The organism is Ruminococcus sp. (genome assembly GCF_017549005.1).
In the GTDB taxonomy this organism is placed as follows: Bacteria; Bacillota; Clostridia; order Oscillospirales; family Ruminococcaceae; genus Ruminococcus.
Genome location: NZ_JAFYYT010000002.1, coordinates 1 through 14,286, shown reverse-complemented (window position 1 = coordinate 14,286; position 14,286 = coordinate 1). Strand labels below are relative to the sequence as shown.

The window sequence follows — 14,286 nt, the reverse complement described above, 5'->3', positions numbered from 1 at the left end:
AGATATGTCATTACTCAGATTGAATAACATAGAAAAGTACTACGGAAACAGATCAAATCTCACAAAGGCTGTGGACGATATCTCCTTCTCAGTTGAAAAAGGTGAGTTCACCGCTATAATGGGAGCTTCGGGAAGCGGCAAGACCACTCTCCTCAACTGTATCTCTACTATCGACCGCGTTACGGCAGGTCACATATTCCTCGAGGATACGGACATTACAACTCTCAAAGGCAAGGCGCTGAACAAGTTCCGCCGCGAAAAACTGGGCTTTATCTTCCAGGACTTCAACCTTATGGACACCCTCACAGCTTACGAGAATATCGCTCTTGCGCTTTCCATTCAGAAGCGCCCTGCAAATGAGATAGACAAGGCTGTAAAGACTGTTGCAGAGCAGCTCGGTATAACCGATGTTCTCAGCAAATACCCATATCAGATGTCGGGCGGTCAGAAGCAGAGAGTTGCTTCCGCAAGAGCTATAGTTACAGAACCGAAGCTTGTACTCGCAGACGAGCCTACAGGTGCTCTTGACTCAAAGTCATCAAAAATGCTGCTTGAACGCTTCAACTACCTCAATAAAGAGCAGAACGCCACTATCATAATGGTAACTCACGATTCCTTTACTGCAAGCTATGCTTCAAGAGTCCTCTTCATCAAGGACGGAAAGCTCTTCAATGAGATCATCCGCGGAGAGAGCAGCCGCAAGGAATTCTTTGACAAGATAATCAATGTTGTTACTCTTCTGGGAGGTGACATGAGCGATGCTCTTTAAGATATCTCTCAGCAATATCCGCAAAAGCATAAAGGACTACGCGGTATACTTCTTCACACTCGTACTGGGCGTTGCCATATTCTACGTTTTCAATGCTATCGAGACGCAGACGGCTTTCATTAAGATGAACGAAACACAGCGTGAGATAATAAATATACTCACACAGGCTGTATCGGGCGTAAGCGTTTTCGTGGCGATAGTCCTCGGACTCCTCATAGTTTATGCCAGCCGTTTCCTTATGAAGCGCAGGAACAAGGAGTTCGCACTGTATATGATGCTGGGCATGAGCAAATGGAGGATATCCGCTCTCCTGCTCTGCGAGACCGTTATTATCGGTATCGGTTCGCTCGTTGTGGGAATCCTCATCGGAACAGGTCTTTCACAGGTAATGAGCGCCGTAGTCGCAAATATGTTTGAAGCCGACATGAACGACTACAGATTCACGGTTTCTGCTTCAGCAATAACAAAAACTATAATCTACTTCGGCATAATGTACGTTGTGGTAATGCTCAGGAGCGGCGTTGTCATCAGCAAATGCAGACTTATCACACTTATGAACTCCGGCAGACGCTCGGAAAAGATAACCATGAAAAACCCGTGGCTCTGCGTGATAGTATTCCTTATCTCCGCAGCAGTCCTCGGCTGGGCATATTACATGGTCGGCTGGGATTATGCTCATCTCAACAGCAAAAAAATGCTCTTAGCCATTGCGCTTGGCGCAGTATCTACGTTCTTTATCTTCTGGTCCGTTGCGGGAATGCTCCTGAGAGTCATCATGTCCGCAAAGGGCATATATCACCGCGGTCTCAACAGCTTCACATTCCGTCAGATAAGCAGCAAGGTAAATACAACCGTTGCTTCAATGACTGTTATCTGTCTCATGCTTTTCGTGACCATATGCACTCTTTCGACTGCATTTACAATAAGAAATTCGCTCAATAAGGGCGTTGAGGATAATTTCCCCGCTGATTTCTACGGCTACTTCGCTCTGTACCTTCATGACTCCGATGATCTCGACAGGTACGGAACAGGCGATATCGACGATGTCTATGCACAGCAGAATATGAGCATATATGACGATTTCGGAGAGTGCTGTCACTTCCACGACTACGCTGACGGCAGGTTGACTTTAGACGATCTTCTTGGAGACAGGAGAGAAGAAATGACAGCCGATTCCGTTTCCGTATATGCTATGATGGATTTCGATATCTCATTCCTGAAGCTCAGCGACTACAACGCACTTATGAAGCTTTACGGCATGAAGCAGATAGAGCTTGCCGACGGCGAATACGCAATATGTGCAAATGCTTCGGGAATGCCCGAGATATACGATAAATTCCTGGAGGACAGCCCCGAGATAACCTCTTTCGGAAAGAGCTTCAAGCCAAGCTCGAAAAAATGTATCAGGAACTCGTTTTATCCCGATATGCAGCCCTCGAATACAGGTGCGATAATAGTTCCCGACAGTGCAGTTTCAGAGGAATACCGCGGAATCGATTATTTCGTCGGCAACTACAGTGCTACAGACAAAAAAGGCAAGGAAGCCGCAGAAAAGACTGCAAGAGAAAACTGGGACTATACAATGCGCTTGTATCAGGGCGACGGCTATATGCGCCATTTAGAAACAAGGATAGAGGCTGCAAACGATGCTGTGGGCATAGGCGCTATTGTTACCTTCCTCGGTATATATATAGGATTTATCTTTCTCGTTTCCTGCGGCGCTATACTGGCGCTCAAGGAACTCTCGGAAAGCGCGGACAGCCTGCCGAGATATACTATGCTCCGCAAGCTGGGCGTTGAGGAAAAGGAGATAACAAAGTCTATCTTCCGTCAGTCGGGAATATTCTTCCTGCTGCCGCTGCTCCTCGCTTGCCTCCATTCCTACGTGGGCATGAGATTCGGAAAGGTCGGTCTCTCAATGATAGTAGGAAGCGGCTACACAAAGCCGATACTCTTTACAGCAGGAGTTCTCATAATGATATACGGAGGATACTTCCTGCTTACCTTCCTGGGAAGCAAGGCTATAGTAAAAGAACAAAAGTAAGTATTAAATGATATAGTTCAAAGGCTGGCGGAAACGTCAGCCTTTTTTAACGCCTCCTATAAGGGGGCTGAAATAGGGGCTTATTAAACGGAAAACCGTTTAATAAGGAAAAAATAATTCTGAACTTCGTAGCAATACACAAATCAGAATGTTGAAACCTGTACAAGAACTATAATTATTAAGGAGACGCCCACACTTGCAGGGCGCTTGGAGCGGATATGCAGAGCTTTTCCTGCAAACCGAAAGGGCGCACACTGTGCGCCCTTTCTTAGTTCTTAATTCTTAGCTCTTAATTCTTAGTTCTTTGTTCTTTCTCGGGAACAGCCTGCAAATATGTTCCGAAGAACCACAGGATCAGCGCAAAAAGCGCAGGATCGGTCTTGGCCCGTAATGCCATAGTATAGGTGGTATTCCCGAATATGCCTGTAAAGCTCCTGTCGAAAAGCCCTGTCTCGAATAATCCCGAGATATTCAGTATGAGTGAAGCTACTATGAGCAGAAGCATTGCATTTCTCATAAGCTTTCGGTTGCGGAGTGTATTCAGCTCCCCCTTTGCATTATTGAGAAGCACACGAACAAAGCTCCACACAGCTCCGCCTGTAATTGCGAACACGGGAAGGTCTCTCAGGTAGCGGAAAAGCACCACATTTCGGTAAGCCTGCGGCGAAACTGCGTCCTCAAAGGGCAGTCTGCACATATATCTCCCGGCATCCTCCATAATAGTAAATGGCAGCCATACGCTGTACTCATCTCCCGACATAACGCGTATAAGCTCATAGGTGCGGACTCCAAGCCTCCACAGGATAAAGCCTGCCGTACCTGCAATTATTACGGCTGAAAGGCTTTTCAGAGCCGCCGAAACCCTTGCGGTTTCCTTGTTCTGAAGCTGCTTTTCGTACATCAGGAGCACAAATGCTCCGCATATCATAACAAATGGCAGTCCCAGTATGTCGTATAGCTGAAAATACTGCCGCCGCTCGGTGAAAATACCGATCATGCCGTCAAAACGGGTTATGCCGCTGATGAAATTGGTGTCGATATACACATAAAGGTTGCCAAGGGCGTATAAAACGCCGCCAAAAAGGAAGTAACGCCACGCTCTGCCGCAGAAAATACGCTTTTTGTCGCCGCTGCGCAGAGCAAGTATCATGGAAACTATCAGAGCAACTGTGGGCAGAAAGCCGATACAGTTCACTACCTTCTGCGCAGTTGTGAGGACTACAGGTGCGTTTATCCGCTCTAAATATGCGGAATAATCCGCGTCAGAAGCAAAGGAATTATCACGGTCGAACTCCACGAAGAATGTGCCGCAGTACTGGTGAAAAAGGAAAGGCGATTCCTCTGTTTCAAACTCGGGAACTTCTAAAAATATAGAACACAGCGTATTCCAGAAAAAAAGGAATATGGACGCCGCAATTACACAGATCAGTATAAAATAGATGATATGGAGCCGCTTGTGTATCCTTTCGGGTATAATATCTGTCGGTTTATCTGTTTTTTTCATTATCTCTCCCCCTTTATCAATATTTTATCATGTATGCCGCCTGATTGTCAATAATTCTGAGCAAGTATCATGCAGTTTCTAAGGGCGAAAATGCTGTATGATTTCTCCACAGCTTACAGGAATATATATAATCCGACAAAATTTTGCTCCCTGTTTGAAATCTCTTGAAAACCGCTATTATTAGTAGTATAATAGTAGCGTTGCGTGTTTTTTTGTGAAAATATTGAGAAAGAGGTTAGTCATATGGCTGAAAAAGCATTGAAACCAACGGAAGAAAAGCTTAAACCAAAGCTTTTCTCGGTAATGAAGACCTATACGAAGGAACAGTTCGTAAAGGACATCATCTCGGGCATAATCGTCGCTATCATAGCTCTGCCACTGTCTATCGCCCTTGCTCTTGCTTCGGGAGTAGGTCCTGAACAGGGCCTTTACACAGCTATCATCGCAGGCTTTATCGTTTCGTTCTTAGGCGGAAGCCGTGTGCAGATAGCAGGTCCTACAGCGGCATTCGCCACGACTGTCGCAGCTATCGTCGCCTCGGAGGGCATGGACGGTCTTGCCATTTCCGCTATAATGGCAGGTATCATACTTATTATAATGGGCTTCTGCAGATTCGGAGCTCTTATCAAGTACATACCAGGTACTATCACTACAGGCTTCACCTTCGGTATCGCCGTGACTATCCTCCTCGGACAGGTCAAGGATTTCCTGGGTCTCACCTTCAGAAACAAGCCTATCGAGACCGTTGACAAGGTCAGGGAAATATTCAGCTGCATTGATACCATCAACTGGCAGGCGCTCCTTATCGGCGTTATTTCCCTTGCAATACTTATCCTCTGGCCGAAAAAGCTTGAGAAGATACCAGCCTCCCTTATCGCTGTCATAGTCTGTTCCGCTATCGTGAAGCTCAGCGGTATCAAGGTCAATACTATCGGCGACCTCTATACTATATCCAATTCCCTCCCGAAACTGACAGTTCCCGAGGTAACTTTCGACAGAGTAAGAGCTCTTGTCCCGAATGCTTTCACTATCGCAGTACTCGCAGCTGTTGAGTCTCTCCTCTCCTGCGTTGTTGCTGACGGTATGGTAGGTTCAAAGCACCGCTCAAACATGGAGCTCGTTGCACAGGGCGCTGCAAATATCGGCTCCGCTTTCTTCGGCGGAATCCCCGCTACAGGCGCTATAGCGCGTACTGCCGCAAACGTAAAGAACGGCGGACGTACACCTGTCGCAGGAATGGTCCACTCAGTAGTCCTTGTTATCATTCTTGTTGTGCTCATGCCCTATGCTTCGCTCATTCCTATGCCGACTATCGCGGCTATACTCTTCATCGTTGCTTATAATATGTGCGGCTGGAGAAATATCAGAAATACTGTAAAAACAGCTCCAAAGAGCGATATTGCCGTACTTTTCGTTACTCTCATACTCACCGTTGTCTTCGACCTCGTTGTTGCTATCGGCGTCGGAATGGTAATGGCAGCTCTCCTCTTCATGAAGCGAATGGCTGACGTTACGGAGGCTCACGCATGGGTCGACGTTGACGACGAGGACACCGACCCCGACAATATCCTCCTCAAGAAGATACCGAAGAATACCCGTGTTTTCGAGATAAACGGTCCTATGTTCTTTGCGGCTACCGATAAGTACAAATACGTTCTCAGCGACAAGGACATCGACGTGCTCTGCATAAGAATGAGAAATGTTCCTGCTATGGACGCTACAGGCGTTGAAGCTCTCATGCGTATAGTGAAAAGATGTCAGCGCCACAACGTCAAGGTGGTTTTCTCCCACGTTAACGAGCAGCCTATGAAGGTAATGACCAAGGCCGGCTTCATCGAGGAGGTCGGCAGGGAGAACTTCTGCGACCATATCGACACTGCTCTTCTCAGAGCGGAAGCCCTCGAAAATGAAATATCGTCAAAGAAACGTACAAATAATAAAAAATAAATCCAGAACAGGCACATTTATGTGCCTGTTCTTAAATGTATCCGATTTTTAAATATGAAATAACAATTAACATGGCGAACTGTGTCGATTTTATTGGAAAAATGTCTGCATAACGTACTATTTTCACTTCATTTGTCTTTTTTATTTATTGTTTATCCTTTTAGACGAAGTGACAAAACTGCTTTATAACTACCCATTCCGCACCATGCTTTTTCATGTAAATGTTACAACTCCCTCATTTTATCCACTTAATCTGCAAAAAATGAGTTGCTAAAAGGTGCCCGGAAGTGATATTATATTGTCAGAGATTGGTAATAAAGTTCCAGTCCTCAATAGTCGAAAGCTTTAGCTTTCTGCTAAAGCCTGCGAAGGCTTTTGAAAATCATCCTCATTGAACCGATGCCGAAGTTTCAGTGTTCTTCGGTGTCGGGATTTTTTTGCAAAAAAATCCCGACAAAGGAGAGATAACTCTCCCTTGTCGGCTTTTTTATATTATAAAGACCAAATAAACAACTTTTTTATCACTTTCTGAGTCCGAGGAGCTTCTCCTGGATCCAAAGTGCGTCATTTGTGGTAAGACCCTCAGTACCGTTAACGTCTGCGTTGATCTTACCCTGCTCTGTAAGAGCGTGTGCGTCTGTACCGCCAACGCCGTACTTGTCAGGATTTGCAAGTGCCTGCATGATGAGAACTGCGTCACCCATGTCAAGTCCGCCGTCGTTGTTAGCATCGCCCCAGAGTGTTACTGAAGGCTTAGCCTTTTCTGTAGTAGTTGTAGTTGTTGTTGTAGGCTTGGCTGTTGTTGTAGTTGTTGTGGTAGTTGTAGTAGTGGTTGTAGTTGTTGTAGTAGTTGTGGTTGTCGTAGTTGTTGTAGCAGCCTCATATACAGGAGGATCTATCTTGTCAGCAAGAGCTATGATGTTATTGTAGAACGACTTAGGCTGGTAGTTATCAAACGGAAGCGGTGAACCGCCGTTCTGGTTTGCTCTCCAGCTTCTTGCGTCTGTTGTACCCCAGAGGGTTACGCAGGAGATGTTCTTAGCGTGCTTCATAGCTACCTCAAAGATCTGAGGATAGAGCTGACCGTTAGTACCTGTGCTGTTTGTGATATCGAGCTCTGTGATCTGAACGTCAAGTCCGAGTCCCTCGAAAGCCTTTACAGCTGTCTCGAACTCGCTTGCAGAAGGATATCTTGAATCAAGGTGAGCCTGCATACCGATACCGTCGATATAGTCGCCCTCCTTCATGACTGTCTTAGCCATGTTTACGAGATCCTGTGTCTTAGCGCTCATGTACTCGTTATAATCGTTAAGATAAAGCTTTGTCTCCTTAGGAGCATACTGTCTTGCATACTTGAATGCGTTTACAACGAACTCAGAGCTGCCGTTGTATACTCTTGACCAGTTGGAGTTGTTTGAAGGTCTCATTCCGCCGCCGTCGTTAACGAAGAGCTCGTTACATACGTCGTAGGAGTGAACCTGGAGGTTCGGGAACTGTGACTTGAGAGCGGAGAATGTATTCTTTATCATGCTCTCGAGACGCTTGTTCATTCTGTCCTTTGAAACAGTACCGCCGTTATCCTGGAACAGTGAGTTAGGAGTCTGGCTGTACCATACGAAGGTATGACCACGAACACCGATTCCGTTCTGCTCAGCAAACTTGAGTATGCTGCTTGCAGACTGAAGGCTTATAGTTACTTCATCACCATTAACGCCCTTAACGATCGAATCAGGCTTCATTTCGTTTTCACATGTGATGGAGTTGTAGTTCTTCTTGATGAACTCCTGAGCCTGAGAGTTACCGATCTCGTATCCGCTTACAGAAGTACCGAGACGGAAATACGGGCCCATTACATCCTTGAAGCCGTTGCCGCCCTTTTCATACTTATAGTTGAGGTTCTGGTGAGCTGCTACACCTGACGAGCTGCCTGCGCCTGCAAATGTATCGCCGCCTGTGCTTCCGCCGCCTGCATTACCGCCGCCAGCGTTTCCGCCGCCGTTGCCGCCCTGCTGCTGTCCGCCGCCGAAGTCAAAGCCGCCGCCGTTGCCGCCGCCCCACTGCTGTCCGCCGCCGAAGTCGAAGCCGCCGCCATTGCCGCCGCCCCACTGCTGTCCGCCGCCGAAGTCGAAGCCGCCGCCTGCGTTTCCGCCGCCGTCATTGCCGCCTCCAGCGTTGCCGCCGCCCTGGGACTCCTGACCCATCTGGTCATCGCCTGCATTAGTGGTAACTGTTACGCTCTTAACATTAGCCTGTCCGTTGGATCTGTAGCCCTCAATGTTAAGTGATACCTCATAGAGAGTACCTGACATATCGAGGCCCTTCTGGCTCCATGCGTCGAAGTGCTTGGATACGTCGATAGTGCCCTTCATGTAGTTTGTTGTGTTATTCTGTGAACCGCTTGTGGTCCTGATGCTCCAGTACTGCGGGAATGTAGCAGTACCGTCGAGAGAAGGCTGGTTATAACGCATTGTCTTGGCAATTTCGTATGTATTGCCGTTGAGAGTTATATTACCCTTTCTCTCACCGTCGTTTCCGGGTGGACGCCAGTCGCCCCAGCCCTCAACGATATAATACTCCATAAGAGGATTCCTTGTCCATCCGTAAACGCACATATATGAGTTTCCTCTTGGAGTGTACTCAACATCATATGTCAGAACTATATTACCGAAGGCCTTGTAGTTCTTCTTCTGACTATCGAAATTCTTACCCATACGAGCAAGGAAGTTCTCGATGTTGCTCCATGAACATGTGAATGAGCCTGCGCTCGGGTTCATCTGAGCGTTGCCCTGACCGTTCTGGTTCCACATCTCGTAGTCATAGCCGCCGATGTTGCCTCTCGTCTGCTGATCCGCTGCCATAGCGGTAACAGGGAGACTTGAAGCTATCATCATTGCAGAAACTGCGCCGCCAACGATCTTCCTGAAAGTTCTCGTCTTCAAATTAATCACTCCTCATAAAAAAATAATAATATTGATCTTTTTCTCAATAGTATACAAAATAAGTTTATTCATTTATGGCCGCTGCATTGGTTGAATTGGAGCAAAATGCGTCCACATCAACGAATAAACTGTATATTTTATATGCAAGTATAATATACATCAATTATTCCAACTTGTAAAGAGAAATGTTCAAAATCAGCAAAAAACGACCAGTGTGTAGCAATAAGTGGTCAGTTTAATGTCATTATTATGCTATTTCACAAATGTATTTTCTCTTTTAGTTTGCCGTCTGAACCATTTACGTAAAAACTCTTTTCCATTAGTTTGTTAATATAAATTCTGTTTTAACAGAAAAAGTGCTCCCGGACGCTTCCGGGAGCACTCAATGTCATTCGTTTTTCAGAGGCATTTATCCTCAAATTCCTCAAGCGGCATGGGCTTGGCAAAATAATAGCCCTGAAACAGCTTGCAGCCCATTTCGTTAAGCATTTTGAACTGCGCTTCCGTTTCAACACCCTCGGTCAGCGAGTCTATGCCGAGGTCGTCGGAGAGGTTTATGATGTTCTGAAGTATGGTCTGAGCCTTGCCGTCGTCCCTGGATTTGCTCAGGAACTTCATGTCTATCTTCAGTACGTCAACAGGCATATCTTTCAGCATATTCAGCGAAGAATAGCCGCTTCCGAAGTCGTCCATCTCCACAATATAGCCCATTTTCCTGAACTCGTTGAGAGTCTTCATGCGGATCTCCGCTTCGGTCATCATTACCGTTTCGGTTATCTCTATGCGGAGCTGCGACGGACTTACGCCGTATTCCGCAGTAAGCTTCTTTATCTCCTCAACAACATTGACGAAATAGAAGTCCTTCGGGGAAATATTCACGGAAATAAAAATATCACCGTGCTTTTCCTTCCAGCTGGCGAGTATTTCGCAGGCACAGCGCCACATATACTTGTCCACCTCGACGATCATGCCGTTCTTCTCAAAGACGGGTATGAAAGCTCCCGGCGAAAGGAAGCCGTCTGTGGGATGTATCCACCTGACAAGGGCTTCTGCCCCGACAATAGCGCCGTTCCTGTCAACAATAGGCTGTAAATATGGTTTCAGCTGTCTCTCGGCGATCGCTGTGTGCAGCTGTGCGGAAATATGCTGGTCCCACAGCACCTTACTGCGTATTTCGTCGTTATAATAGGCGATATGGGTCTGATATTCGTCCTTTATCGTGGAAAGAGCAAGATTTGCCCTGTCAAACATAAGCGAAACTTCCATATCGGGCTCGATCGCCTTGTAAACTCCGAGATGTATGAGGATATGGTAGCCAAGCGTTCCGTTGTCCACCACAAAAGGCGAGAGCTTTTCCTCTATGCTCGCAGGTTCGAACTCCTCAACAGGTATGCAGACGCCGAATGAAGCGCCAACAAGTCGTCCGAAAACACATTCGTCCGACATCCACGACTTTATCCATTCCGCAATGTCCTGCAGGGCTTTGTCGCCGAACTCATTGCTGAATATATCGTTGATTATCTTGAAATTACGCACGTCTATGTAGATCACGAAGTATTCCGTGTTCTGTCTCGCAGTAAGAACTTCATGTATGCGCTCGTAGAGATACTCCCTTGTGTAAAGTCCCGTGAGACTGTCGTGGGTGGAGTTGAACATCTTGCGCTTGAGCTTCTGCTGGTCCTCGGTATTGTCGCGGATACTCATGAAAGAGCCTGCAAGACGCTTCTTTTCGTCCAGAAGCGAATGCTTTTCCAGCAGATAATACTTTATATCGTCACCTGTTCCCAATACAAAATTGGAGATATACTCCTCCTGAGACTGGTATTCCTCGCCGAACCTGTCCTTCAGGAGCTTCGGGACGCCCTCAAAGTCCTCCCCTTCTATACCTGCAAGCTTCGCACCTGCCTCGTTTGCCCATATGCATCTGCCGTTAGCATCAAAAAAGAACAGCGATTCGGACATTTCTGAGGCAATTCCTGCCAGCATACAGTCAAGAAGCTTCATCGGGCGATAGTACAGGGCAAAATAGAACACCAGCATTCCGAATACTCCGAAGCCGACCATAGAGCGGTCGATGGGAGTTCTTGAGAATATGTAAATAGTCTGCCACAATGCCGCTATTATCAATGTTATGAGTATCGCATAATAGCGTTCCGAGTAGAAACGTGAGGTCCTTACAGCCTTGATTAGGAATATGACTATTACCGCCGCAAGTATGCTGTAATCGAGTATTCTGTGCATCGCCTGTCCAACATAGGGAACGAGCCTGTAATATGGGAATCCGTCAACTTCTATGGCTTCATTGTCAAAGGCGTGGCCTGTGACGGGGTTCACAAGGAACTGCATTATGTCCGCTATCAGCAGCAGATATACAGCATTCTTCAGCCACGGCCGTTTCAGCCTGATATTGCAGTATTCGATGGCAAATCTCAGCAGGGCGAACATAACGATATCCATACCTATGAAGTATATATACTCGCCTAACAGCGAAAGCGCCTTATCGCCCGAGCAGACAAGTATAAGGTTTCCGATGACGGGCGGAATGAATGCTCCGGTAAGCAGTGCTACCGATATCGAATTTATCTTACGCGACCTGAAGGCTATAAAACTGCAGACAGCAAGTGCAATTATCATCACAACAAATATGACCGAAAACTTTTCTCTCATATATTTCACCACACTTTTAATGCGTCATATCCAGATAGTATTTGTCTATTATATTGTAGCATATTATACAGATAATTGCAACAATCTGCAATACTTATTTACAATATTTTTACTTTTGCAGATATCAGCAAGAAATGGCTCCTATACGCATTTATCGCTTTTAACTATTTGTTTATTGACTTTCATAATTATTTGTGGTAAAATTAATATAATCCCACAGAATTGATAGGTTATCATCATCAATTTCCTATACCGACAGAAAAATCCGATCGAAAAGAAGGTGAAAACATGGATTTTCAGAAGTTCATTGACGGTATACTGCCTACTGCCTGCGTTGTTTCCGTAAAAAGAAAAAACGACGGCGGTTATGAGGATATACGCATTGTCGCAGGCAACAATATGTTTCTCCAGATGGCTGAACACCCGCCTTTCGCCACAGACCCGACTGTTCACCCCGATAAGTTCATCCCCAACAGTCCGTACGAAAAGTATCTCCCGAAAACTCCGGATTTCGAGGATATCTGTTTCCGTACAGCCATACAGAAAAAGTCCGTCCACACGTACATCCACCTGAATGTATGCGATATGTGGTTCAATATGTTCTTCATGCCCATAGACTATGAGGACGGCGACACCTGCTACTGTATTTATTCCACAGAGCCCTGCGATGTAGACGATATAAACTCCGCTTCAACGAGCTCCATGACTACCGCAAACGACGTGCTCAAGACCTGTATAAAGCTCCGCGGCACAAACGACTTCAAACAGACGATAAACGAGGTAATACAGGATATACGCGAACTCTGCGGCGCCGAGGTATGTACTGTCATGCTTATGGACGAGGAAAACGGCAAGTGCAATATCCTCGCAAAAAGCGTCATGGAAAAAAGCACTCTGAAAACCGTGACCCAGTTCGCAAACTTTTACGATATCGCCCTTTCATGGAAGGAAACTCTGGGCGAAAGAGACTGCATCATCATAAAAAGTCCCAGTAATATGGACTTTATCAGCGAAACAAACAACATATGGTATCTTACTCTCAAAGAAGCGGGAGTTGACAGCGTTGTTCTATTCCCTCTCAGACATAACAGGGAGATGATCGGCTATATCTGGATGACCAACTTCAACGTTGAAAATACTCAGCGTATCAAGGAAACTCTTGAGTTCACCACTTTTTTCCTTTCCTCGGAAATCGCAGGCTATAATATGATGAAACGACTCGAGCATATAGGCTATACTGATATGCTCACAGGTATAAACAACCGCAATGCCATGAACAACAGAGTGAGCGATATAGTCTCGGGTGAGGAAGTCCTGTCGGAACCATACGGTATCGTATTTGCCGATCTCAACGGCCTTAAACGTGTAAACGACGAGGGCGGTCACGCAGCAGGCGATCTCCTCCTGAAAAAAGCTGCTCTCGTTCTCCAGGAGGTCTTTATAGGTGACAGTATCTACCGTGCAGGCGGCGACGAATATATGGTCATTGCCGAAAACTGCAGCGAAGAAGCATTCGGCAAAAAGGTCAGCGAGCTGAAAATGCGTGCAGGCGATCCGAATAATGTGTGCTTCTCGGTGGGAAGTTTCTATAACAGTTCCTGCAGCGATATCCGCAGCGCCATGCGTATTGCCGATGAGGCTATGTATAAGGATAAGGAAGAGTATTACGCAAAATATCCCGAAAGGAAATACAGATAAGCTATTGCGAAAGAAAAAAAGCTTTTATTAATATGAAAATAAACGCCTCAGATCAAACACAGGAGATTTTATGGGAATTTGGGACACAAAAAAATATACGGAAATGATTTGGCTATGGATATAAAGCCCGAAGTTCAAGCTGTTTTTTCAATGATAACACCCGAAGAAGGAACAGAAAAAATACTGTCATTTTATAAAGATATAAATGAAGATGAAAAATATGTGCTTTGGTTCGTAATAGGTGATATTCTCTGGGATCACGGTATTTTAAATGAGGACATCAGAAACAATGTAAACAAAGCAATCGAATATGCCGAAACTCTGGATAAGGACTGCTGCTATTCATCGGAAACCATAGCGGAATTCAAGAAAAAAGTCAATTCCGCTCAGCCTCAAAGTAAAAAGATACGCAGACCCAAAGTAACTCATTCAGAATGGAATGAGGGCGATCTGCTCGCTTACAGACTTGTTAATCCCAAATTCATTCCCGAAAAATATGACATTTACGGAAAATATATGCTTTTTCACGTCGTTTCTGTTTGGCGCTTGGACGTATCAAGAATATTAGGTTCAGCACTTGTATACGCCGTCACCTCAGAGCCATCTGCACGGACTCTCAGAGCCACGTTGCCGCGCCTTGAGAGCCACCTTCACGGATCACAAGAGCCACTTAGTAAAAAGTGATATAATATCAAAAGCACATCATCTGATGTGACTT

The 14,286-nt window shown here is 45.8% G+C and carries 8 protein-coding genes; 5 read left to right on the top strand and 3 right to left on the bottom strand.

Features of this window, described 5'->3' with window-relative positions; all coding sequences use genetic code 11:
- Window positions 1–4 precede the first annotated feature (4 nt).
- Window positions 5–769, top strand: a complete 765-nt coding sequence (locus IKW96_RS00765) for an ABC transporter ATP-binding protein (protein WP_296569112.1) — start codon at window positions 5–7, stop codon at window positions 767–769.
- Complete coding sequence (locus tag IKW96_RS00760) at window positions 759–2,813, top strand: ABC transporter permease (protein ID WP_296569107.1); 2,055 nt, start codon at window positions 759–761, stop codon at window positions 2,811–2,813. Before IKW96_RS00765 ends, IKW96_RS00760 begins: the two co-directional genes overlap by 11 nt.
- Before the next feature lie 289 nt (window positions 2,814–3,102).
- On the opposite strand, the gene IKW96_RS00755 is transcribed toward IKW96_RS00760, so the two are convergent.
- Window positions 3,103–4,317 (bottom strand): hypothetical protein, encoded by a 1,215-nt coding sequence (locus IKW96_RS00755; RefSeq protein ID WP_296569105.1) that lies wholly within the window; start codon window positions 4,315–4,317, stop codon window positions 3,103–3,105.
- Window positions 4,318–4,560: 243 nt separating this feature from the next.
- Between IKW96_RS00755 and IKW96_RS00750 the strand changes: the two genes are divergently transcribed.
- A complete protein-coding gene (locus IKW96_RS00750) occupies window positions 4,561–6,264 on the top strand; it encodes a SulP family inorganic anion transporter (RefSeq protein WP_296569101.1) in 1,704 nt (567 codons plus the stop codon).
- Window positions 6,265–6,785: 521 nt separating this feature from the next.
- On the opposite strand, the gene IKW96_RS00745 is transcribed toward IKW96_RS00750, so the two are convergent.
- Window positions 6,786–9,203 carry an endo-1,4-beta-xylanase gene (locus IKW96_RS00745; protein ID WP_296569098.1) on the bottom strand — a complete coding sequence of 806 codons (2,418 nt, stop codon included), beginning with the start codon at window positions 9,201–9,203 and terminating at the stop codon, window positions 6,786–6,788.
- A gap of 399 nt (window positions 9,204–9,602) precedes the next feature.
- The gene (locus tag IKW96_RS00740; protein WP_296569093.1) at window positions 9,603–11,870 is read right to left on the bottom strand and encodes an EAL domain-containing protein; all 2,268 of its coding nucleotides are present in this window, start codon (window positions 11,868–11,870) and stop codon (window positions 9,603–9,605) included.
- A 288-nt stretch (window positions 11,871–12,158) separates the two neighbouring features.
- On the opposite strand from IKW96_RS00740, the gene IKW96_RS00735 reads away from it, so the two are divergent.
- Window positions 12,159–13,568, top strand: coding sequence for a sensor domain-containing diguanylate cyclase (locus IKW96_RS00735; RefSeq protein WP_296569090.1), 1,410 nt, complete (start codon window positions 12,159–12,161; stop codon window positions 13,566–13,568).
- Window positions 13,569–13,646: 78 nt separating this feature from the next.
- Complete coding sequence (locus tag IKW96_RS00730) at window positions 13,647–14,252, top strand: hypothetical protein (RefSeq protein ID WP_296569087.1); 606 nt, start codon at window positions 13,647–13,649, stop codon at window positions 14,250–14,252.
- The last annotated feature ends 34 nt before the right edge of the window (window positions 14,253–14,286 follow it).